23 protein-coding genes are annotated in these 20,153 nt (G+C 68.5%); 13 read left to right on the plus strand and 10 right to left on the minus strand.

The genetic code is table 11. From position 1 onward, the window contains the following. Positions 1-465: 465 nt before the first annotated feature. Together VBO01S_RS08275 and VBO01S_RS08280 are read right to left on the minus strand one after the other, a co-directional pair. Positions 466-1,215: a sulfite exporter TauE/SafE family protein gene (locus tag VBO01S_RS08275; RefSeq protein ID WP_062472938.1), complete on the minus strand. Its 750-nt coding sequence runs from the start codon at positions 1,213-1,215 to the stop codon at positions 466-468. 39 nt (positions 1,216-1,254) lie between these two features. Beyond that, positions 1,255-2,505 (minus strand): MFS transporter, encoded by a 1,251-nt coding sequence (locus VBO01S_RS08280; RefSeq protein ID WP_062472939.1) that lies wholly within the window; start codon positions 2,503-2,505, stop codon positions 1,255-1,257. Positions 2,506-2,594: 89 nt separating this feature from the next. On the opposite strand from VBO01S_RS08280, the gene VBO01S_RS08285 reads away from it, so the two are divergent. The 7 genes from VBO01S_RS08285 (at position 2,595) to VBO01S_RS08315 (ending at position 9,139) form a co-directional block, all read left to right on the plus strand. After that, positions 2,595-3,479: an AraC family transcriptional regulator gene (locus VBO01S_RS08285; protein WP_255221079.1), complete on the plus strand. Its 885-nt coding sequence runs from the start codon at positions 2,595-2,597 to the stop codon at positions 3,477-3,479. Between the two features lie 65 nt (positions 3,480-3,544). Beyond that, complete coding sequence (locus VBO01S_RS08290) at positions 3,545-4,231, plus strand: phosphatase PAP2 family protein (protein ID WP_062473052.1); 687 nt, start codon at positions 3,545-3,547, stop codon at positions 4,229-4,231. 165 nt (positions 4,232-4,396) lie between these two features. Then, entirely contained in the window at positions 4,397-4,639 is a 243-nt protein-coding gene (locus tag VBO01S_RS08295; RefSeq protein WP_062472943.1) for an acyl carrier protein, read from the plus strand. Further along, positions 4,636-5,853, plus strand: a complete 1,218-nt coding sequence (locus tag VBO01S_RS08300) for a beta-ketoacyl-[acyl-carrier-protein] synthase family protein (RefSeq protein ID WP_082818041.1) — start codon at positions 4,636-4,638, stop codon at positions 5,851-5,853. Before VBO01S_RS08295 ends, VBO01S_RS08300 begins: the two co-directional genes overlap by 4 nt. A 122-nt stretch (positions 5,854-5,975) precedes the next feature. Next, positions 5,976-6,431: a DUF2501 domain-containing protein gene (locus VBO01S_RS08305; RefSeq protein ID WP_062472945.1), complete on the plus strand. Its 456-nt coding sequence runs from the start codon at positions 5,976-5,978 to the stop codon at positions 6,429-6,431. Between the two features lie 61 nt (positions 6,432-6,492). Then, positions 6,493-8,223: a SulP family inorganic anion transporter gene (locus tag VBO01S_RS08310; protein WP_062473056.1), complete on the plus strand. Its 1,731-nt coding sequence runs from the start codon at positions 6,493-6,495 to the stop codon at positions 8,221-8,223. 31 nt (positions 8,224-8,254) lie between these two features. Beyond that, positions 8,255-9,139: a LysR family transcriptional regulator gene (locus tag VBO01S_RS08315; protein WP_062472947.1), complete on the plus strand. Its 885-nt coding sequence runs from the start codon at positions 8,255-8,257 to the stop codon at positions 9,137-9,139. 2 nt (positions 9,140-9,141) lie between these two features. Here VBO01S_RS08315 and VBO01S_RS08320 read toward each other — a convergent pair whose 3' ends face one another. The 3 genes from VBO01S_RS08320 to VBO01S_RS08330 form a co-directional block, all read right to left on the minus strand. Next, positions 9,142-9,555, minus strand: a complete 414-nt coding sequence (locus tag VBO01S_RS08320; protein WP_062472948.1) for a GFA family protein — start codon at positions 9,553-9,555, stop codon at positions 9,142-9,144. A 215-nt stretch (positions 9,556-9,770) separates the two neighbouring features. After that, positions 9,771-10,352 (minus strand): hypothetical protein, encoded by a 582-nt coding sequence (locus VBO01S_RS08325; RefSeq protein WP_062473061.1) that lies wholly within the window; start codon positions 10,350-10,352, stop codon positions 9,771-9,773. A 47-nt stretch (positions 10,353-10,399) separates the two neighbouring features. Then, complete coding sequence (locus VBO01S_RS08330; protein WP_062472950.1) at positions 10,400-11,026, minus strand: hypothetical protein; 627 nt, start codon at positions 11,024-11,026, stop codon at positions 10,400-10,402. A gap of 195 nt (positions 11,027-11,221) precedes the next feature. Between VBO01S_RS08330 and VBO01S_RS08335 the strand changes: the two genes are divergently transcribed. Further along, a complete protein-coding gene (locus tag VBO01S_RS08335; RefSeq protein ID WP_062472952.1) occupies positions 11,222-11,728 on the plus strand; it encodes a GNAT family N-acetyltransferase in 507 nt (168 codons plus the stop codon). On the opposite strand, the gene VBO01S_RS08340 is transcribed toward VBO01S_RS08335, so the two are convergent. Next, positions 11,671-12,279 carry a DUF3299 domain-containing protein gene (locus VBO01S_RS08340; RefSeq protein ID WP_255221080.1) on the minus strand — a complete coding sequence of 203 codons (609 nt, stop codon included), beginning with the start codon at positions 12,277-12,279 and terminating at the stop codon, positions 11,671-11,673. The genes VBO01S_RS08335 and VBO01S_RS08340 overlap by 58 nt on opposite strands. A 136-nt stretch (positions 12,280-12,415) precedes the next feature. Between VBO01S_RS08340 and VBO01S_RS08345 the strand changes: the two genes are divergently transcribed. Further along, positions 12,416-12,943 carry a DUF2306 domain-containing protein gene (locus VBO01S_RS08345; protein WP_062473063.1) on the plus strand — a complete coding sequence of 176 codons (528 nt, stop codon included), beginning with the start codon at positions 12,416-12,418 and terminating at the stop codon, positions 12,941-12,943. On the opposite strand, the gene arfB is transcribed toward VBO01S_RS08345, so the two are convergent. From arfB to VBO01S_RS08365, 4 genes are read right to left on the minus strand one after another with little or no spacing between them, the layout of a single operon-like run. Further along, positions 12,912-13,319 (minus strand): alternative ribosome rescue aminoacyl-tRNA hydrolase ArfB, encoded by a 408-nt coding sequence (gene arfB / locus VBO01S_RS08350; RefSeq protein WP_062472954.1) that lies wholly within the window; start codon positions 13,317-13,319, stop codon positions 12,912-12,914. The two genes, VBO01S_RS08345 and arfB, sit on opposite strands and share 32 nt — an antisense overlap. Positions 13,320-13,335: 16 nt before the next feature. Further along, positions 13,336-14,520 (minus strand): acetyl-CoA C-acyltransferase family protein, encoded by a 1,185-nt coding sequence (locus tag VBO01S_RS08355; RefSeq protein WP_062472956.1) that lies wholly within the window; start codon positions 14,518-14,520, stop codon positions 13,336-13,338. A gap of 43 nt (positions 14,521-14,563) precedes the next feature. Next, entirely contained in the window at positions 14,564-15,361 is a 798-nt protein-coding gene (locus VBO01S_RS08360; protein ID WP_062472957.1) for an enoyl-CoA hydratase/isomerase family protein, read from the minus strand. After that, positions 15,358-16,020, minus strand: a complete 663-nt coding sequence (locus VBO01S_RS08365) for a TetR/AcrR family transcriptional regulator (protein ID WP_255221081.1) — start codon at positions 16,018-16,020, stop codon at positions 15,358-15,360. The genes VBO01S_RS08360 and VBO01S_RS08365 overlap by 4 nt, the downstream gene beginning before the upstream one ends. A 168-nt stretch (positions 16,021-16,188) precedes the next feature. Between VBO01S_RS08365 and VBO01S_RS08370 the strand changes: the two genes are divergently transcribed. The 4 genes from VBO01S_RS08370 to VBO01S_RS08385 are packed head-to-tail and all read left to right on the plus strand — an operon-like array spanning position 16,189 to position 20,149. Continuing rightward, positions 16,189-17,028 carry an ABC transporter ATP-binding protein gene (locus VBO01S_RS08370; protein ID WP_157627311.1) on the plus strand — a complete coding sequence of 280 codons (840 nt, stop codon included), beginning with the start codon at positions 16,189-16,191 and terminating at the stop codon, positions 17,026-17,028. Then, positions 17,028-17,906 carry a branched-chain amino acid ABC transporter permease gene (locus VBO01S_RS08375; protein WP_062472963.1) on the plus strand — a complete coding sequence of 293 codons (879 nt, stop codon included), beginning with the start codon at positions 17,028-17,030 and terminating at the stop codon, positions 17,904-17,906. The genes VBO01S_RS08370 and VBO01S_RS08375 overlap by 1 nt, the downstream gene beginning before the upstream one ends. Before the next feature lie 2 nt (positions 17,907-17,908). Continuing rightward, positions 17,909-18,946 carry a branched-chain amino acid ABC transporter permease gene (locus VBO01S_RS08380; protein ID WP_062472965.1) on the plus strand — a complete coding sequence of 346 codons (1,038 nt, stop codon included), beginning with the start codon at positions 17,909-17,911 and terminating at the stop codon, positions 18,944-18,946. Positions 18,947-18,961: 15 nt separating this feature from the next. Continuing rightward, positions 18,962-20,149 carry an ABC transporter substrate-binding protein gene (locus tag VBO01S_RS08385; protein ID WP_062472967.1) on the plus strand — a complete coding sequence of 396 codons (1,188 nt, stop codon included), beginning with the start codon at positions 18,962-18,964 and terminating at the stop codon, positions 20,147-20,149. The last annotated feature ends 4 nt before the right edge of the window (positions 20,150-20,153 follow it).

Genomic DNA, 20,153 nt, shown 5'->3' on the forward strand with positions numbered 1-20,153 from the left:
ACGCTGCGCTCCTCGGCGCATACAGAAGGGGTTGGGATACCTACGGGCCATCGCTTCGCTCGGCCAGTGGGCCGCAGCAGGCGCTTTGCGCCTGCTGCGGCTGGGATTGGTGGCGGTGCGTGCGCAGCGCGTGTGGTTGCAAGCGCAAGCGCGGGTACGGGCACGGGATTCGGCTGTTGGAAATTCCCGGGCCGAGCGAAGCGACGGCCCGCCCGGTGTCCAAGCCCCTCTGGCTGCGCCGAGGAGCGCAGCATTTCGCGGATCAGGGCTCGCAGCTGTTTGAGCGAAGCGAGTTCTGCGAGACCCCGCGAAACGCGAGCACCGCAGGTTGCCCGCAGCGAAGCGAAGGGTCGCAGACAGTGGGGTCGCCTTTTCTTTGCTTACTTTCTTTTGGCGAAGCAAAAGAAAGTGAGTCCGCCGCCGGGCGGAACTCCCGGCCCCGGAAAGCAAACCCACGCGCCAAGTTCAGCGAGCCAGCAAGGCAGGCAAAGCCGAAGCCAACATAGCAACCCCAGACAACGTCAACAAGCTCAACACGATCTTGCGAAACGCCGCTTCACTGATCCCGATATACAACCGCGCCCCCAACAACACCGGCACCGCAACAGCCGCAGCGACCAACACCAGCAACGGCAAAACCGACCGCCCGATGCTCCCGCTAGCCACATGCACCGCAAACGCCACAGCCAGCATCGACAGGTTGAAGTTCTGGATCACAGCACGCTGCGTATCACGCTGGAAACCGCGCAGCGTGCACCACAACGTAGGCACGACACCCGAGAAGCCGCCGATGCCCGCCATCACACCGCCGATGGCACCCGCAACGCCGTCCGCCGCGCGACCGCCAAAAGTGATCTTCGGCAAGTGCTGCGACATCAGCATGGCCGGGCACCACAGCACCAGCAGCGTGCCCAGGCACACCTTGAACAGCACGATGTCCAGGTGCGGCAGCAGCCAGACACCGAACGGCACGCCGACCAGGCCGCCGAGCACGAAGGGCCAGAGGATGCGTTTGTCGAAAGTCCGCCGCACCGTGAGCGCCGCAATCACCTGCCCCGTGAGGGCGCCGAACAGCGCGAGCACGGCGGCCAGTTGCGGCTCCAGCGTCCAAGCCCACACAGACATCGCGACCATGCCGAAGGCAAAGCCCGACAGGCCCTGCACGAACCCCGCCAGCACAGCGCCGACGATCACATAGACATACAAGGCTTGCATGCGGCCGATGATAGGGGCCGCCCCCAGCGCCCAAGTGGCTTACGCCGACGCAGGCACCAGCGCCGTGCGACGCACGCGCCGCACATTGAAGGCACTGGCGATGAGCACGCCCTGCACCAGCGCCAACCCGACAATCACGCTCGTGTACTGACCGGCGTCCATCAGGCGACCGAACACCAGCGGCGCCACGGCCTGCCCGATGTCCAGGCCCGCGTACACCACGCCGTAGACGCGCCCCGTCGCATTGGGCGGCGTCGACTTCTTCACCAGCAGGTCGCGCGACGGCCCGGCAACGCCCGAGACGAAACCCATCGCGCCGAACAGCACCGGCACCATCACCGGCGGAAACTGCGCAAAGGCCAGCACCAGCGCCAGCGCCGCCGCCACGCCGAAGCCCGCGCCCACGATGCGCTCGCAGCGCGAGGGGTCGGAGGCCAGGAAGCCGCCCACCACCATGCCCGCCGCGCTCGCCACCATGTAGACCGTGAGGCACACCGCCACCAGCGCCACCGGCACGGCGTGCAGGTGGCCAGCCGCCACGGGCGCGAAGGTCTGCACCACGCTGATCACGGCGGCGTAGAAAAAGAAGAAGCCGAAGCACATCCACACGGCCGGGATGCGCAGGAAGTCGAACTCGCCGCCCACCGGCGCGGGCTCGCCCTGCCCCGTGGCCTTGTGCACGGCCGCAGCATCGAGCGCCAGCACGCTGCGGTAGATCCACAGGATCAGCAGCACCACGATGGCCACCACCCCGGCCGAAGCCAGCGCCACGCGCCACGAGAAGGCGATGGCGATCGGCACCACGAAGGCCGGTGCCAGCGCCCAGCCCAGGCTGCCGGTGATGCCGTGCACGCTGTAGGCATGGCCCAGGCGCGTGGGCGCGACCTTGCGGTTGAACAGCGTGTAGTCGACCGGGTGGAACACGCCGTTGCCGATGCCGCCGACCACGGCGCAGGCCAGCAGCATCCAGTAGCTCTGCGCCATGGCATAGCCGAAGGCCGCGAGCCCCAGCGCGCCCAGCCCGACGAACAGCACCGGGCGTGGGCCCAGCTTGTCGACGATGAAGCCCGAGGCCGCCTGCACGATGCACGAGACCACGAAGAACACCGTGAGCACCGCGCCCAGCTCGGTGTAGCTCACGTTGAACGCGTCCTTCAGCCAGGGAAACAGCGGCGCCAGGATCAGCTGGCTGAAGTGGCTCACCGCATGCGCCAGGCCGACCAGCCCGATCAGTTGGGCGTCGGTGCGCAAAGTGGTGGCGGGAACGGCTGTCGAGGAAGTGGATGACATGGATTGCTACAAAAAACCGGTGCGGGCACCGATGCTATGCGGCACCGACGCGGCAGAATGGCGATACAGCGACAACATTTGTCGAAACCATGCCAAGCGCCGTTCCCCCCCACGCTCCGCCCGCCCCCGAGCCCGCCAAGGCACGCGGAACGCCCACCGCGCCGACCAACAGCGTGGGCCCGCTCACGCCGCACCTGTACGCCCCCGACGCGGTGCGCCCGCTGCGCGCCAAGGAACATTTCCTGAGCGCCGACACGCTGGTCGAGCTGCACGAGCACCCGTGGCCGCAGCTCACGTTCTCGACGCGCGGCGTGATCCGCCTGAGCACGCAAGATGGCAGCTACATCGTGCCGCCCTCGCGCGCGCTGTGGGTGCCGGCCAACATGCCGCACAGCATCACGCTGATCGAAGACGCCGAGCTGCGCACCGTCTACCTGCACGCCTGGATCGCGCCCACCTGGGAGAAGTGCGAGGTGCTCGAGATCAGCCCGCTGCTGCGCGCCCTCATGCTCGCGCTCGACACCACGCCCGACGGCCTGCCCCCGGCCGACCCGCATGCGCCGCAGCGCGAACGCATGATCGCGCCGCTGCTGGTCGACGAGGTCGAGCGCGCCACGCAGATCCGCATCGACGTGCCGCTGCCCTCCGACAAGCGCCTGCGCCAGCTGTGCGAGACGCTGCTGCGCAACCCGGCCGACCGCGCCACGCTGGCCGAGCGCGCCGCCGCCATCGGCGCCAGCGAGCGCACGGTGGCGCGGCTGTTCCGCGACCAGCTCGGCATGAGCTGGCAGCAATGGCGCCAGCAGGCCGTGATGGCGCACGCGCTGCCGCTGCTGGCGCGCGGCATGGCCGTGAGCCAGGTGGCGTCGGCCAGCGGCTACGCCACCGACAGCGCCTTCTGCGCCATGTTCAAGGTGGCCACCGGGCGCTCGCCCACCTCGTTCCAGCACCGCAAGCGACCGGCCACCCTTTGATGCCGCAGGGCATGGACCGGGCACGCCAGGGTGCTCTGGCAAGATCGGCGACCGACACCGACACCATGCACTCACCGATCCCCCTGCACATCGCGGCCGAGGCCAGGCCTGCAACGTGGACCGCCGACATCTGGCTGCGCATCCGCCGCCATTTCCTGCTGAAGGCGGTCGGCACCACGGCCTTCACCTGGCTGTTCTTCATCGGCTACTTCCACCTGCTGCGCAACCCGGCCTTTCCGGTCACGGTGATGCCGCTGACGGCGCTGGACCACCTGATCCCGTTCCAGCCCTACACGCTCGGCGCCTACCTGTCGCTGTGGGTGTACGTGGGCTTTGCGCCGGGGCTGCAGCTCACGTTTCGCGAGCTGGTGGTCTACGGGCTGTGGATCGGCGCGCTGTGCCTGAGCGGCCTGGGCCTCTTCTACTTCTGGCCGACGCAGATCCCGCCGCTGGACATCGACGTCTCGGGCTACCCCGGCTTCGCGATGCTGCAGGGCGTGGACGCGGCGGGCAACGCCTGCCCCTCGATGCACGTGGCGGTCGCCATCTTCACCGCCGTGCGCCTGGCCGACGTGCTGCGCGCGGCGCGCACGCCGTGGCTGTTGCAGGCGATCAACTGGGCCTGGTTTGCAGCCATTGCCTATTCCACGCTGGCGGTCAAGCAGCATGTGGTGCTCGACGCGGTGGCCGGCGCGCTGCTCGGGCTGGCCTTTGCGCTGCCCTCGTTGCGCTGGCGCCCCGGCCCCCGTTGATCCGGGGCCGCCCCGAGGATTTCCCTAAGGTCGAAGCGGATATCATCAATCACCATTGATCATCAACACAGGCCGAACGAGGAAGGGATCGACCCCGTGGCCCGCCACCCGCAAGGGACAGGCAGCCCATCGATCAACGGCGGCACAAGACGACAGGCATCGCAGATGAGTTCGCTGAAGGAATTGCAGGACCTGATCCACGAGAAGTACGGCATCGAACCGTCCAAGCTCGACCCCCACGCCTCGATGCGTGAAACCGGCGGACTCGATTCGCTGGCACTGGCCGAATTCCTGTTCGCCATCGAAGACCATTTCGGCATCACCATGCCCGACGACGACGCGAGCATCGACACCCTGGCCGAGCTCGCGCAGCTGGTCGACAAGGTCCGGGCCGCCAAGACAGCGTGAGCACGCACGAAGTCGCCGTCACCGGGCTGGGCGTCATGGCGCCGCATGGCGACGCGCCCGACGCGCTGTTCGACGCACTGCTGCAGGGCCGCTCGGCCATCGCCCCGGTTTTCCCCGAACTCCCCAAACCCGCCGCCGCCGCCACGGTCGCCTTCGACGAGACGCGCTGGTTCACCAAGCTGCAGCTCGCGGGCGTCGACCGCGTGAGCCAGCTGGCCGTGGCCGCCGCCGACCTCGCCCTGCGCGACGCGGGCCTGACCCTGAGTGATGCCGGCGTCGATGCCGAGCGCGTCGGCGTCTACGCCGGCTGCGGCATGGGCGGCGCCGCCGCGCTCGAAGCCGCCTACCGCGGCAACGGGCGCGTCTCGCCGCTCACCATTCCCGCCTTCATGCCCAACGCGCCGGCCGCCCACGTGGCGATGCGCAACGGCGTGCTGGGCCCGGTGCTCACCTACTCGGTCGCCTGCGCCTCGTCGTCGGTGGCCATCGCCGAGGCCGCCAAGGCGGTGCAGCGCGGCGAGGTCGACATCGCCATCGCGGGCGGCAGCGAAGCGCTGATCGTCCCGGGCGTGGTGCTGGCCTGGCAGGCCATGCAGACGCTGGCCGGCTTCCAGCCCGGCGAAGCGGCCGGCGCGGTGCGCCCCTTTGCCACCGACCGCAGCGGCTTCGCACTGGGCGAAGGCTCGGCCTTCCTCGTTCTCGAATCGGCCGAACGCGTCCGCGCGCGCGGCGCCCGCCGCTACGCCACGCTGGCCGGCTGGGGCCTGAGCAGCGACGCCACCCACCTCACCAAGCCCGACGCACCGGGCCAGGCCCGCGCCCTGCGCGCCGCGCTGCGCCAGGCCGGCCTGCAGCCGCGCGACGTGGGCTACTGCAACGCCCACGGCACGGCCACGCGCATCGGCGACGTGGTCGAGCGCAACGCGCTGGCCGAGGTCTGGGGCGCCGATTTCGATGCCCTGCGCGTCAGCTCGACCAAGGCGCTGCACGGCCACATGCTGGGCGCGGCCGGGGCCATCGAGGCGCTCATCACGGTGCTCGCGCTGCACCGGCGCGAGCTGCCGCCCAACGCGAACTGCCATGAGGTCGACCCCGACTGCCGGATGAACCTCGTCGCCCCCGGCGACAGCGCCGCCCCCGGGCTCGAGGCCGCCATCAGCAACTCTTTCGCCTTCGGCGGCACGAACTCCGTGCTGCTGTTCCGCCGGGGCTGAACTGCGTGCTTTTGCGGGCCGTGCGCACCCCGTGGCGCTGTGCCCCGCGCGATAGAGACATTCCGGGCTCTCCGGTATGCTGGTGGGCGCTTCTCCCCCCATGTCCATCCAAGGAGGCCACCATGCACGCTCGCTCCACATTCGTCGCCCTTGCCCTGCTCGCCGCAGGCGCCTCGGTGCAGGCCAACAACCTGCTCGACCAGCTGAAAGAACAGGCCGGCGCGGCGGTCAACTCGCAGGGCAGCAGCAACAGTGGCGCAGGCGGCTCCGCGCTCAGCAACCTCAGCCTCGGCGGCTTCAAGATGCCCGCCATCGGCTCCAGCACCGTCGGCAGCGCGGCCGGCGTGCTCGAGTACTGCGTCAAGAACAACTACCTCGGCGGCGATGCCGCCTCCGTCAAGGACAAGCTGCTGGCCAAGATCACCGGCCAGAAGAAACAGGAAAACGACTTCGCGAGCGGTGCCAAGGGCCTGCTCAAGGGCGGCGACGGCAAGTCGCTCAACCTCAAGGGGCTGTCGTCGAAGGTCAAGGAAAAGGCCTGCGACTACGTCCTGAAGAACGCGACCTCCCTGATCTAGGCTCTTTCTCTCTCTCCCGCTCTCCGCGCGCGGCGTGCCCGCCGTGCGCGCGCCCCGCTTCATGAATCCGGCTTCCCCTTCCTCTTCCCCCGCACCGTCTCTTCGCCAGCGCCTTGCACGCTGGGTTCCCTGCCTCGGCTGGCCCCGACCTTCCGCCGCGCTGCTGCGCAACGAGGCCATGGCCGGCATCACCGTCGCGCTGATGGTGCTGCCGCAGGGCGTGGCCTATGCGGCGCTGGCCGGCATGCCGCTGGTCACGGGCGTGTATGCGGCGCTGTTCCCGGCGCTCATCGCCGTGATGTTCAGCTCGTCGCAGCGGCTGTCGGTCGGGCCGACCGCGCTCACCAGCCTGCTGGTCGGCGCGTCGCTCGCGCCGCTGGCGGTGGCGGGCAGCGACGAATGGGTGGCGATGGCGGTGTGGCTCACGCTGATGTCGGGCGCGATCCAGATCGTGCTCGGCGCCGGTCGCTTCGGCTGGCTGCTGCGGCTGGTCAACTCGCCAGTGCTGATCGGCTTCACGCAGGGCGCGGCGGTGCTGATCGCGATCTCGCAACTGCCCGCGCTGCTGGGCTTCACGGGCCGCACCATTCCGCAGGTGCTGCAAGGCGGACCGCTGCCCGACCTCACGGCCATCGCCTTCGGCCTGGGCAGCATCGCGGTGCTGTGGCTGGGCAAGCGCTGGGTGCCGCGCTTCCCGACCACGATGGCGCTGGTGGCCGGTGCGGCCGCCATCAGCTGGAGCATCAACTACGCGCTGCGCGGCGGCGCCGTGGTGGGCGCCCTGCCCTCGGGCCTGCCCTCGTTCTACTGGCCCGGCCTGCTGCCGGCGCACACCTTCAGCGCGCTGGTGCTGCCCGCGCTGATGATCACGCTGGTGAGCTTTCTGGAGACCGCGTCGAGCGCCAAGGTCGATAACGGCCGCGCCGGCACGCTGTGGAACGAAAACCAGGACCTGATCGGCCAAGGTCTGGCCAAGCTGGCCTCGGGCTTCACGGGGTCGTTCCCCACCAGCTCGTCGTTCTCGCGCTCGGCCATCACGCTCTACGCGGGCGCGCAGACCGGCTGGGCGACGCTGTTCAGCGTGGCCGTGGTGGCCGGTGCGCTGCTGTGGCTCATGCCGCTGCTGTACCACGTGCCGCAGGCGGTGCTGGCGGCGGTGGTGGTCACGGCCATCCTCGGGCTGGTGAAGCCGTCGAGCTTCACGGCGCTGTGGCGCATCTCGAAGTTGGAGGCCGGCATCGCCTTCGGCACCTTCGTGCTCACCATCGCCACCGCGCCGAGCATCTACTGGGGCGTGCTGGGCGGCCTGCTCGCCAGCCTGGCGCACTACATGTACCGCCACCTGCACCCGCGCATCATCGAAGTGGGCCTGCATCCCGACGGCAGCCTGCGCGACCGCCACCTGTGGAAGCTGCCGCCGCTCGCGCCGCAGCTGTATGCGGTGCGCATGGACGCCGAGCTCGACTTCGCCTCCGCCTCCACGCTGGAGCGCGCGCTCACGGTCGCACTGGCCGAGCGCCCCGACCTGACCGACGTGTGCCTGTTCGCGCAGCCGATCAACCGCATCGACATCACCGGTGCCGAGGTGTTCGGCTCGATCCGCCGGATGATGGAATCCAAGGGCGTGCGCCTGCACCTGAGCGGCATGAAGCTGCCGGCCATGCAGGTGCTCGAACGCGCCGGCCTGCTCGCGCCGGGGCCGATGCTCTTCAGCTACCGCACCGACGCCGAGGCGCTGGCCGCGCTGATGCCGCGCATCGACATGCCCGAAGAGGCCGAAGCCGCGGCCTGACCGCGCGCGCCTCTTCCCCCACACGGGCGCCATGAAAACCACCATCGAAGAACTGGTCGCCTTCCGCGCCGTGGTGGACACCGGCTCGATCACCGCCGCGGCCGACCAGCTGGGCCAGACCGTGTCGGGCATCAGCCGTGCGCTGAGCCGGCTCGAACAGAAGCTCGGCACCACGCTGATGCGGCGTACCACGCGGCGGCTCGAGCTCACCGAGGAAGGCGCCGCCTTTTTGCAGCGCACGCGCGCCATCCTCGATGCGATCGACGACGCCGAGGAACACATGGCCGCGCGCCGCCAGCAGCCGGCCGGCCGGCTGCGCGTGAACGCGGCCTCGCCCTTCATGCTGCACGCCATCGTGCCGCTGGTGCCGGAGTTCCGACGGCTCTATCCGCAGATCAGCCTGGAGCTCGACACCGACGACCTGCCCATCGACCTGCTGGAGCGGCGCACCGACGTGGCGATCCGCATCGGCCCGCTGCGCGATTCCACGCTGCACGCGCGCCCGCTCGGCACGCACCGGCTGCGCGTGCTCGCGAGTCCCGCCTACCTCGAGGCCCACGGCAAGCCGCGCAAGGTCGACGAGCTGGCCGGCCACGCGCTGCTGGGCTTCACGCAGCCCGAGTCGCTCAACCGCTGGCCGCTGCGCGGCGTGCACGGCGACGAATGGACCATCGCGCCCACCGTCGTCGCGTCCAGCGGCGAGACGCTGCGCCAGCTCGCGCTGGCCGGCGTGGGTATCGTCTGCCTGTCGGACTTCATGACCGCCACCGACCGCGCCAGCGGCGCGCTGGTGCAGGTGCTGCCCAAGGACACGGTCGACGTGCGCCAGCCCGTCAACGCGGTGTATTACCGCAACACGCAGCTGTCGGCGCGCATCACCTCGTTCCTCGATTTCCTGTCGCAGCGCATGGGCTGAGTTCAGCCCGGCGGCATCCGTTCGAACTTCGGCAGCGCCGGATCGAGGAAGTCCCAGGCGTGCCCGCGCACCGCGTACGTGACCGCCTGCGGCCGGTAGCGCCCCGGGTCGTCCAGGCTGGCGGCGTGCACGGTGAAGACGCCGGGCATCGCCGCGAAGGTCATGTACACGGGCGAGCCGCAGGTCGGGCAGAACGCGCGCGTCTTCATGTTGCCGCTGTCGCCCTTGAGGCTCCACAGCGTGGCCGCGCCGGTCTGCTTCACCTCGGCGCCCGCGAAGCTGAGGTACGAGCCGTGGCCCGTGCCGCTCTTGTGCTGGCAGTCTAGGCACTGGCAGTCGTTCTGGAACACGGGTTCCCCTGAGATCTCGTAGCGGATGGCGCCGCACGCGCAACCGCCGGTGTAGGCCGGGTTCATGGTTCTTGTCCTTTTCGAAGTGGCTCTCATGAATCGATGAGCACGCCGGATGGCGTGACGGCCAATCTAGTTGCACGAGGGCTTTGCAGGGGAGTAACAAGATCGTCGTGAAAAGTCCGGACCGATGCGCGCGTGCGTTCGGCTTGCCGACCAGAAAAGAAAAAGCCCACTCGCCGGCAAGGCAAGTGGGCTTTGCGCGCCCAGAAAAAGTGCGCTTACGGCTTCACCGCAGCCTTGAAGGCTTCATCGGCCAACAGGCGCGCCACCAGCTTGCGGTACAGCGCCGTATAGTGATTGACCGCGTCCGGAATGGCGATCGCACCCACGAAGGACGACGGCCAGCTGTCGTTCTCGACCAGTTCCTTGTCATAGACGGCCGTGCCGCCACGGGTGACCTTGAACCGTGCGCCCAGCGCGCCGGTGCCCTGCGACGCACCGGCGTCGACAGTGCTCGTCGTGAGCTCACCGCCGATCACAGTCTTGCTCGCGGGATCGAGCAGCCCGGCCGAACGCAACTCGACGCTCAACGCTTCCTGCAGGTACTTCGCGAACGAGCTGTCGTACGGCGAGAAGAAGGTGTTGCTCCGGATGCTCAAGCCTTTGTCGTCGCTCTTGGCCTGCGCCGACGACGTGAAATCGGCCACCGCGACGGGCGCGGTGATCGACGACCTGGCCAGTTGCGTGTTCTCGATCGAGGCCGTGGGCGGGCTGAGCTTGACCTGCGCGCAGCCGGTCAGCAGTGCCAGAACGCCGGCGCCGGCCAGCAGCGAAAACTTGCGCCAAGTTTGCAGCGACATCATTGAACTCTCCTGTTTCTCGTTGGTGTTGAACGTTCGGCCGGCAATCAGTTGAATGCGGGGTCGCGCGACAGGTCGTTCAGCGCGTTGCCCACGATCTGTCGCGTCATGGTGATGGCCGCATCCTCGAGGGTCTTGGCCTTGGTGGCATTGCCCGGTGACGCCGAGGCGCCCACGGTGGTGTGGATCGCATGGCGCACGACCTTGACCACGGGCGCCTTGCCCGGCATCACGTAGTTCACGGTGCAGATGTAGCCGTCGGACACCTGCGAACCTGCCAGGCCGAAGGTCATGCCAGCCACCACGCCCTTGCTGAACGCGTCGTCCTGCACCGGCACGTTGTTGATCTTGATACCCAGCATCGCGCCGTTGGGCACCGGCTTCTCGCCCGCCGTCGAGAAAAGGCCGCTGGCCTCGACCTGCGATATCACCTGTTTCTTGAGGGCCTCGGTCGCGCGGCTGTTGGACACACCCTTGGTCTCGAAGTCGAACAGCACCTGCACCGGCGCCGGGGTTGCGGGCTTGACATAGGTCACTGCGTCGATGTCCTTGAGGGCCCCGTCGACATAGTGGCTTGCACAACCGCCAAGGGTGAGTGCCAGCACGGCACCGAGGAACGCGCCGGACAGGCGCACGCGAGGCTGACGCACAGGCGCCGCAACTTGAACCGACATGGATTTTTCTCCTCCCGAAACGGGCTTCTTGGTGGTGTTGTCTTCCGTTGTCGCCACGTGCCCCAGTGCGTTGCAGTGGCAAAAAAGATCGTATCAGAATGTTCTTAATTGCAACTACCTGGCCTGCAGGTGCGGGCGTTGGCGCGGATGATGGAATGCCGCTTTTTTCGGGAAAATTCTGATCAAGGAAATGCCATGCATGTCGATCTGGTGTCCGAAGCCCAACACGATTCGCTCATCGAGCTGCTGGCCGAACTGCACGCCTTCTACAACGAAGGCGCGCGCGTGCCGCGCGAGCTGGTGCGCGAACACCTGCTGGGCAATCTCCTGGCGCCCGGCTCGCCGCACCAGCTCGTGGTGGCCTCGACAGACGCGCACACCGTGGTCGGGCTGGCCGCGATCACCTGGGTCTTCTCGCTGGTCGACTTCGCACCGGAGCAGCGCAGGCACTGCCAGCTCAAGGAGCTCTACGTGAAGTCGGGCCACCGCAGCGCCGGGGCGGGCCGCGCCCTCATGGCCTGGGTGGCGGCGCGCGCCGTCGCCCAGGGGTGCCACCGCATCGACTGGCCGGTGAAGGCGACGAATGCGCGGGGCATCGCGTTCTATGAAGGGCTCGGCGCCTTCCAGGTTGCGGAGCGACTGAGCTATCGGTTGCTGGAACCGGCCCTGGGCGAACTGGCGGCCTTCACGGCCCCTGCGTGACCGCCACCCGCTCGACCGCCGCCGACGCGATCTCGTAGCCGCTCACGCCCATGTCGGCCGACGCGTAGCGCGCCGCTCACGCGCACCGTGTCCATGGCGTGCAGTCCCTTCACGGGCGCGGGCGCGATCACGTGGACGATCTGGTTGGCGGGCGGCGGCGGGGTGTGGATGCAGGCGCCGAAGTACGGCACCAGCAGGAATTCGCGGATGCCGTCTTGTGTGGCATCGAGCGGCACGACGAAACCCGAGAGCCTGGCGGGCTTGCCGTCGAGCGCGACGTTGACCGGCGCGTTGTCCCAGACGGCCCGCATCTCGTCGAGCATCTGGATCGCGCGCGGGTCGTTGTCGCGCAGCGCTTCGAGGCTGATGTTGCGGTAGCGCTGGGTCGGGTCCCACTCCTTGGGCACCAGCGCGTCCCAGGCCATCTCCTGCGCGGCCGGCGCGCTGGCCGCGCCCTGCCCCTGGGCCGCGTCCGGGCTGCAGGCGGACAGCAGGCTGCCCGCGACCGCCATCAGCAGCACCATTCCCGTGCGACGAACAAAAACACTCATGGCCCCGATTGTGCTTGCCGAAGGTGACACAGCGCTCGGGGCGGGCCGGAAGACCTGCCCTGAAACGAATGGGCACACATGGCAAAAAGGCGGGCGCCGCGCCAGAATGCCGCACCACGACCACGAGGAGATCCGCATGGCACCCACAGGATGGCTTGGATTGACGTCACTCGGCACGGTTCACACCGCGATCAGCCTGATCGCCGTGTTCGCAGGCATCTGGGCCCTGCTGCGCTACAAGGAAATCACCCTGCGCACCGGCCTGGGCCAGGTCTTCGTCTGGACCACGGTGCTGACCTGCCTCACGGGCTTCGGCATCTTCCAGCACGGCGGTTTCGGCAAGCCCCATGCGCTGGGCATCATCACTTTGGTGGCGCTGGCCGTCGGGGCGCTGGCGGGATACGGACGGCTCGGGGCCAAGTCGCGCTACATCGAGGCCGTCGCCTATTCGGCGAGCTTTCTCTTCCACTGGATTCCGGCCTTCACGGAGACGCTGACGCGGCTGCCGCTGGGCGCGCCGCTGCTGCCGAACGCCGAGGCGCCCGAGCTGAAGGCGATCACCGCGGTGCTCGGCGCGCTGTACGTGGTCGGCGTGACGCTGCAGATCAAGCGGCTGCGCGGCGACAAGCCGGTCAGTCCTGCACCCGCCCGCGCAGGCTCTTGATCTGCGAGCGCTGGCTCTTGCCTTCGAGCCGGCGCTGCTTCGAACCGTAGGTGGGCTTGGTGGCGCGCCGCACGCGCGGCGGCGTGGCCACGCTGTCGATCACCGCCTGCAACCGCGCGAGCGCGTCGGCGCGGTTCATCTCCTGTGTTCGGTGCTGCTGCGCCTTGAGCACGAACACGCCTTCCTGCGTGATGCGGCTGTCGCGCAGGGCGAGCAGCCGCTCCTTCACATCGGCCGGCAGCGAGCTGGCATGGATGTCGTAGCGCAGGTGCACCGCGCTCGACACCTTGTTGACGTTCTGCCCGCCCGCACCCTGCGCACGGATGGCGCTGATCTCGACCTCGTCGGGGTCGATCAGGAGTGGGGGGCGGAGCATGCCCGCGAGTGTGCCTTCAAACGCGTTCAAACACGGCGGCGATGCCTTGGCCGCCGCCGATGCACATCGTGACGAGCGCATAGCGGCCGCCGGTGCGGTGCAGCTCGGCGATGGCCTTCGTCGTGATGATCGCGCCGGTCGCGCCCACCGGATGGCCCAGCGAGATGCCCGAGCCGTTGGGGTTCACCTTGGCGGGGTCGAAGCCCAGCTCCTTGATGACGGCGCAGGCCTGCGCCGCAAAAGCTTCGTTCGACTCGATCACATCGAAGTCGCTGACCTTCAGGCCCGTGCGCTCCAGCACCTTGCGCGTGGCCGGCACCGGGCCGATGCCCATGTACGCGGGTTCGACGCCGGCGTGCGCATAGCCCACGAGGCGTGCCAGCGGCTTCAGGCCCAGCGCCTTCACGCGGCCGCCTTCGGCCAACACCACGGCGGCGGCGCCGTCGTTGATGCCCGAGGCGTTGCCGGCGGTCACGAGGCCGTCCTTCTTGAACGCGGGCTTCATCTTCGACAGCGTGTCGACGGTGGTGTCGGCGCGCACGTGTTCGTCGGTGTCGAACAGCACGACGCCTTTGCGCGTCTTCACCTCGACCGGAACGATCTGCTCCTTGAAGCGGCCTGCAGCAATGGCGGCGGCGGCGCGCTGCTGGCTGGTCACGGCCAGTTCGTCCATCTGCTCGCGCGTGATGCCGTAGCGCGCGGCCACGTTCTCGGCCGTGATGCCCATGTGGATCTTCTCCCACGGGTCGTGCAGGATGCCCAGCATGTAGTCGACCAGCACCGCGTCGCCCATGCGCGCGCCGTAGCGGGCCGAGGTGTCGAAGTACGGGCCGCGGCTCATCGATTCGGAGCCGCCGCCGATGGCGATGTCGCAGTCGCCCAGTGCAATGGCTTGCGCCGCTGACACGATGGCCTGCAGGCCCGAGCCGCACAGGCGGTTCACGTTGAAGGCCGGCGTCTCGATGGGGCAGCCCGCATCGATGGCGGCCACGCGGCTCAGGTACGCGTCCTTCACGTCGGTGGGAATCACGTTGCCCATGACCACATGGCCGATGGCGTCGGCGGCCACGCCGCTGCGCTCGATGGCGGCCTTGACGGCGGTGGTGGCCAGTTGCGTGTTGGGCACGTCCTTGAGCGCGCCGCCGAAGGTGCCGATGGCGGTGCGGGCGGTGCCGACCACGAAGATGTCGCGTTGGGTCATGGGATGGATCTCCTGGATTGAAAAAACGAAAACAAGGAATTCTTCAGCGGCCCGTGAAGGCCGCGGGCTTCTTGCCGAAAAAGGCATCGAGGCCGATGCGGAAATCGGCAGTGGCCGCGCACGACTGGAACGCGGCCGACTCGGCGTCGAGCTGGCTCGCGAGGTCGCGGTCGAGCGAGCCGCGCATCAGCCGGCGCAGGTGGCCCAGCGCCACGGTCGGGCCCTTGGCCAGCCGCTGCGCGAGGGCCATGGCCTCGGCTTCGAGCTCGGCCGCGGGCACCACGCGGTTGATGAGGCCCAGGCGCTCGGCGGCAGCGGTGTCATAGGTGTCGCCGAGCATCGCGATCTCCAGCGCGCGGCGCATGCCGACCAGGCGCGGCAGCGCCCACGACGCGCCGACGTCGCAGCTGGTGCCGACGTTCACGTAGGCCAGGTTGAAGCGCGTGCCCTCGGCCGCGAGCACGAAGTCGGCCTGCAGCATCAGGCTCAGCCCCGCACCGGCCGCCACGCCGTGCACCTGCGCGACCAGCGGCGCGTCCATGGCGTCGAGCACGGTCAGCGCCTCGTGCAGCGGGCCGATGAGGTCGGCCGCGCCCTGCTTCGGGTCGGCGCTCAGCACGCCGAGGTCGCCGCCGGCCATGAAGCCCTTGCCCGCGCCGCTCAGCAGCACGGCGCGCACGCTCCTGTCGGCAGCCAAAGAACGCGCGGCGGCGAGGAAGGCGGTGGCCATCGGCACGTCGATGGCATTGAGCGCGGCCGGCCGGTTGAAGCGCAGCGTGGCCACCGCGCCTTCGCGGCCCACCAGCAGGGGTGCGGAAGAAGAAGTCTCTTGGGTCGTCATGGGTTCACCTGGGTAGGGGCGCGCTGCAGCACGCCGTTGAGCAGCAGCTCGATGCCCTGGTCGGCGATCTGGTCGGGCGTGAGGTCGCCGTCGGGGCGGTACCAGCGGCCGATCCAGCTCAGCGCGCCGGCCAGCATGAAGGCCGCCATCTTCGGGTCGCAGGGCGCGAGCGCGCCTTCGGCCACGCCCTCTTCGATGAGGCGGCGGAAATGCCCGTCGATGCCGGCCTTGAGGCGGCGCAACTCTTTCTTGAGCGGATCGGGCAGCGGGTCTTCGCCGATGCGGATCACGCACATGCCGAAGTCCTGCGTGACCACGCCCGAGTAGATGCGCATGCAGGCCTTCAGCTGGTCGATGGCACTGCCGCCCGCGGCGCGCACCTCGCCGATGCCGGTCTGCATGAGGTCCAGCGCCATCTTCACGCACTCGAGCAGGATCTGGTCCTTGTTCTCGATGTAGTAGTACAGCGTGGGCTTGCTCACGTTGAGCCGCTCGGCAATGTCGTCGAGCGAGGTCGCGTGGAAGCCGCGCTCGTTGAAGAGCTGGGCGGCCGTGCGCAACACGGCCATGCGCTTGACCTCGCGCTGCTGCGCACGGCGGTCGGCAGGCGCCCACGGAGAGGTTGGCGCTGAAGCTGGAACGGCGGAGGAACGGGGCATGGGGTTTGTGCGGGCGGGGAAAGTCCCGATGCCGCGAACTGCGGCGAACACGGACATTACCGGCCAGTAGGAATTTTACGGGCCAGTAGCATTTCGCTGCTGGACACAAACCCTGACCTTGCGGCGCGCCCCTTAGCCATGCCTGACGAGACTCGACGGGATACCTCCATGTCCGCACCTTCCGCCCCGGCCCCGGTGCTGCAGGCCGAGGCGTTGACGCTGGCATTCGGCGGGGTGAAGGCCTTGACCAACGTCGGCTTCAGCGTGGCGCCCGGCTCCATCACCGCAGTGATCGGGCCCAACGGCGCGGGCAAGACCTCGCTGTTCAACACCATCTCGGGCTTCTACAAGCCCTCGCAGGGCCGCGTGCTGTTCGAGGGCGCCGACATCACCCGCCTGCCCGCCCCGAAACGCGCCGCGCTCGGGCTGGCGCGCAGCTTCCAGAACATCGCGCTGTTCCGCGGCATGACCGTGCTCGACAACATCAAGCTCGGCCGCCACACCCACCTGAAGACCAACGTGTTCGACGCCCTCTTCTACCTGGGCCGCGCGCGCCGCGAAGAGGCCGAGCTGCGCCGCGACGTCGAAGAACGCATCATCGATTTCCTCGAGATCGACCACATCCGCCACGCCTCCGTCGCCGCCCTGCCCTACGGCCTGCAGAAGCGCGTGGAAATGGCGCGCGCGCTGGCCATGCAGCCCAAGGTGCTCATGCTCGACGAGCCCGTGGCCGGCATGAACCGCGAGGAGACCGAAGACATGGCGCGCTTCATCCTCGACGTGCGGCGCGAGTGGGGCATCACGGTGCTGATGGTGGAGCACGACATGGGTATGGTGATGGACCTGTCGGACCACGTGGTGGTGCTCAACTTCGGCCAGGTCATCGCGCAAGGCACGCCCGCGCAGGTGCAGGCCGACCCGGAAGTGATCCGCGCCTACCTCGGCGCGGGCGACGTGGGCGAGCTGCGTCGCCGGCTGCGCGGCGAAGCTGCCGTGGGAGCCGCCTGATGGATTGGGCCTACCTCTTCGAGATCGCGCTCACCGGCATCGCCGGCGGCGGCCTGTACGCGCTGGCGGCGCTGGCCTTCGTGCTGGTCTACAAGGCGACGCGCGTGGTCAACATCGCCATCGGCGAGATGCTGATGGTCGGCGCGTACCTGTTCTTCACCTTCGCCGCGAGCTTCTCGCTGCCGATCTGGATGGCGGTGCTGGGCTCGGTGATCGGCACCGGCCTGCTGGGCGCGGTGATCGAGCGCACCATGATCCGCCCGCTGCTGGGCGAGCCGCCGATCTCGGTGTTCATGGTGACGGTGGGGCTGGCGTCGATCCTCGTCGGGCTGGTCGAGATCATCTGGACCGCCGACCAGCGCCGCCTGCCCGAGTTCCTGCCCAACACGCCTGTGATGATCGGCGAGGCCTTCCTGGCGCCGAAGATCGCCTACGGTGCGCTGATCGCGGTGGTGCTGATCGGGCTGGTGCTGCTGCTGTTCCGCTTCTGGCGCGGCGGCGTGGCGCTGCGGGCCACGGCCTCCGACCAGGCCGCTGCCTACTCGATGGGCATCCACGTGCCGCGCGTGTTCTCGCTCGCCTGGGTGGCCTCGGCCATGATCGCGGCGGTGGCCGGCATCATCGTCGGCGCCATCGGCGGCATCTCGTCGTCGATGGGCGTGTTCGGGCTGTCGGTGCTGGTGGTGGTGATCGTCGGCGGGCTCGACAGCGTGCTGGGCGCACTCGTCGGCGGCGTGCTCATCGGGCTGATCGAAGCGCTGGCGGGCTCCTACCTGGGCGGCGAATACAAGCTGCTCGCCACCTTCATCGTGCTGGTGTTCGTGCTGATGGTGCGGCCGTACGGGCTCTTCGGCACGCACGAGATCGAGAGACTCTAGCCATGCGCATCGGCACCCTCAAGCAAAGCTACACCGCCGACGCGGCGCTGTTCGATTCGCGCACGCAGAAGGTGTGGCTCGCGATCGGCACGGCGCTGCTCGTGCTGTTCCCCTTCATGGCCAGCGACTACTGGCTGTACCTCGCATGCCTTGTCGCCATCAACGTCGCGAGCGCCACGGGGCTGAACATCCTCACCGGCTACACGGGCCTCGTGAGCCTGGGGCAGGCCGCGTTCATGGGCCTGGGCGCGTACACCGTCGCGATCATGCAGACGCGGCTGGGCACGCCCTTCCTGCTGAACATCCTCGCGGGCGGCGTGGTCGCCATGCTCGGCGGGCTGGTCGTCGGCATCCCGTCGCTGCGCGTGAAGGGCCTGTACCTGGCCATCGCGACCATCGCCGCCTCGTTCATCACGCACTTCCTGTTCGCCAACCTCAAGCTCACGGGCGGCACCACCGGCATCTCGCTGCCGCCCGCGCAGCTCTTCGGCCTGCCGCTGGACACGTCGTTTCGCCTGTACTGGGTGATCGTGCCCCTGATGGTGCTGATGGTGCTCGGCGCGGCCAACCTGTTTCGCACGCGCGTGGGGCGCGCCTTCATCGCCATCCGCGACCGTGACATCTCGGCCGAGGTGCTGGGCATTCCGCTCTTGCGCTACAAGCTGCTGTCGTTCGGGCTGTCGTCGTTCTACGCGGGCGTGGCGGGGGGGCTGTGGGCCTATTTCTTCCGCGTGGTCACGCCCGAGAGCTTTCCGCTCTTGATGTCGATCTTCTTCCTGGCCGCCATCATCGTCGGCGGCATGGGCACGATCCTGGGCGGCATCTTCGGCGCCGTGTTCATGACCATGGTGCCCGAGCTGCTCAAGCTGGTGGTCGACCTGCTGCCGGGCGGCGTCGAGATGACCGTGTTCCTCTCGCCGGTGCGCACCGTCGTCTTCGGCCTGCTGATCGTCGGATTTCTGGTGTTCGAGCCGCACGGGCTCGCAGAAGTGTGGCGGCGCCTGCGCCGCTTTTTCCATCTATGGCCGTTTCGTAACTAGAACCAGGAGACACACATGCCCAAGACAACGAAGAAGCTTTCCCCCCAGCGCCGCGCCCTGCTGATCGCCGCGGGCCTGGCCGCCACCGTGCCGTTCGCGGCGAATGCGCAAGGCAACGAGGACATCGTCATCGGCGGCTCGATCCCCATGACCGGCGTGTTCGCCTTCGCGGGCGTTGGCATCAATGCCGGCATTGCCGACTACGTGAAGATGGTCAACGACGCGGGCGGCATCAAGGGCCGCAAGCTGCGCTACGTGCCGGAAGACACGGGCTACAAGGTCGACGTCTCGGTGGCGGCCTTCAAGAAGATCACGAGCCAGAACAAGGTCAACCTCTACTACGGCGACTCCACCGGTTTCTCCAAGACCATCAACCCCGAGCTGGACCGCGGCGGCCAGATCCTGATGGCGGGCGCCTCGTTCGCCACCGAGCTGAACGACCCGGCCAAGTACCCGAACCAGTTCCTGGTGGGCCCCGACTACACCGAGCAGATCGGCATCCTGCTGCGCCACATCGCCAAGGAAAAGCCGGGCGCGAAGGTGGCCTTCGTGTACTCCGACTCCGAGTTCGGCCGCGACCCGATCGAGGCCAGCGAAGCCGCCGCGAAGAAGCTGGGCCTCAGCGTGCCCGTAAAGCTCATGACGCCCGCGGGCAGCGTCGACGTGTCGACCGAGGTCATCAAGCTGCGCCGCGCCGCGCCCGACTACACGATCTTCCACGGCTACATCCTGGCGCCCATTCCCGAGTTCGTGCAGCAGGGCAAGCAGATGGGCATGACCAGCAAGTGGATGGGCACCTTCTGGACCATGGACAGCTCCACCGTCATGAAGATGGGCGAAGGCGGTGACGGCTTCATGGGTGTCATGCCCTACCGCTACTACTACGACACCTCGGCCAAGGCGCCGATGCTCGACAAGATCCGCGCGCTGCGCCCCGAGTACCAGAGCACGGCCTACACGCAGGGCTTCCTCACGGCGATGCTGTTCACCGAGGCCGCCAAGCGCACGCTCGATGCCGGCAAGCCGCTGGACGGCAAGAACCTGAAGGCCGCGCTCAACACCATCAAGGACTTCGACACCGGCGGGATCATCGGCACGCCGATCACCATCAAGGGCAATTCGATTCCCGTGGGCCGCGTCTACAAGGCCGACATGAAGGCGCAGAAGATGGTGCCGGCGTCGGACTGGATCGCACTGAACTGACAGA

It is taken from the genome of Variovorax boronicumulans NBRC 103145 (assembly GCF_001591345.1).
Lineage (GTDB): Bacteria > Pseudomonadota > Gammaproteobacteria > Burkholderiales > Burkholderiaceae_C > Variovorax > Variovorax boronicumulans.

Excerpts from the sequence above, each read along its gene's own strand:
- VBO01S_RS08275 (WP_062472938.1), bottom strand. The coding sequence starts at position 1,215 with ATGCAAGCCTTGTATGTCTATGTGATCGTCGGCGCTGTGCTGGCGGGG.
- VBO01S_RS08280 (WP_062472939.1), bottom strand. The coding sequence starts at position 2,505 with ATGTCATCCACTTCCTCGACAGCCGTTCCCGCCACCACTTTGCGCACC.
- VBO01S_RS08285 (WP_255221079.1), top strand. The coding sequence starts at position 2,595 with ATGCCAAGCGCCGTTCCCCCCCACGCTCCGCCCGCCCCCGAGCCCGCC.
- VBO01S_RS08290 (WP_062473052.1), top strand. The coding sequence starts at position 3,545 with ATGCACTCACCGATCCCCCTGCACATCGCGGCCGAGGCCAGGCCTGCA.
- VBO01S_RS08295 (WP_062472943.1), top strand. The coding sequence starts at position 4,397 with ATGAGTTCGCTGAAGGAATTGCAGGACCTGATCCACGAGAAGTACGGC.
- VBO01S_RS08305 (WP_062472945.1), top strand. The coding sequence starts at position 5,976 with ATGCACGCTCGCTCCACATTCGTCGCCCTTGCCCTGCTCGCCGCAGGC.
- VBO01S_RS08310 (WP_062473056.1), top strand. The coding sequence starts at position 6,493 with ATGAATCCGGCTTCCCCTTCCTCTTCCCCCGCACCGTCTCTTCGCCAG.
- VBO01S_RS08315 (WP_062472947.1), top strand. The coding sequence starts at position 8,255 with ATGAAAACCACCATCGAAGAACTGGTCGCCTTCCGCGCCGTGGTGGAC.
- VBO01S_RS08320 (WP_062472948.1), bottom strand. The coding sequence starts at position 9,555 with ATGAACCCGGCCTACACCGGCGGTTGCGCGTGCGGCGCCATCCGCTAC.
- VBO01S_RS08325 (WP_062473061.1), bottom strand. The coding sequence starts at position 10,352 with ATGTCGCTGCAAACTTGGCGCAAGTTTTCGCTGCTGGCCGGCGCCGGC.
- VBO01S_RS08330 (WP_062472950.1), bottom strand. The coding sequence starts at position 11,026 with ATGTCGGTTCAAGTTGCGGCGCCTGTGCGTCAGCCTCGCGTGCGCCTG.
- VBO01S_RS08335 (WP_062472952.1), top strand. The coding sequence starts at position 11,222 with ATGCATGTCGATCTGGTGTCCGAAGCCCAACACGATTCGCTCATCGAG.
- VBO01S_RS08340 (WP_255221080.1), bottom strand. The coding sequence starts at position 12,279 with ATGAGTGTTTTTGTTCGTCGCACGGGAATGGTGCTGCTGATGGCGGTC.
- VBO01S_RS08345 (WP_062473063.1), top strand. The coding sequence starts at position 12,416 with ATGGCACCCACAGGATGGCTTGGATTGACGTCACTCGGCACGGTTCAC.
- arfB (WP_062472954.1), bottom strand. The coding sequence starts at position 13,319 with ATGCTCCGCCCCCCACTCCTGATCGACCCCGACGAGGTCGAGATCAGC.
- VBO01S_RS08355 (WP_062472956.1), bottom strand. The coding sequence starts at position 14,520 with ATGACCCAACGCGACATCTTCGTGGTCGGCACCGCCCGCACCGCCATC.
- VBO01S_RS08360 (WP_062472957.1), bottom strand. The coding sequence starts at position 15,361 with ATGACGACCCAAGAGACTTCTTCTTCCGCACCCCTGCTGGTGGGCCGC.
- VBO01S_RS08365 (WP_255221081.1), bottom strand. The coding sequence starts at position 16,020 with ATGCCCCGTTCCTCCGCCGTTCCAGCTTCAGCGCCAACCTCTCCGTGG.
- VBO01S_RS08370 (WP_157627311.1), top strand. The coding sequence starts at position 16,189 with ATGTCCGCACCTTCCGCCCCGGCCCCGGTGCTGCAGGCCGAGGCGTTG.
- VBO01S_RS08375 (WP_062472963.1), top strand. The coding sequence starts at position 17,028 with ATGGATTGGGCCTACCTCTTCGAGATCGCGCTCACCGGCATCGCCGGC.
- VBO01S_RS08380 (WP_062472965.1), top strand. The coding sequence starts at position 17,909 with ATGCGCATCGGCACCCTCAAGCAAAGCTACACCGCCGACGCGGCGCTG.
- VBO01S_RS08385 (WP_062472967.1), top strand. The coding sequence starts at position 18,962 with ATGCCCAAGACAACGAAGAAGCTTTCCCCCCAGCGCCGCGCCCTGCTG.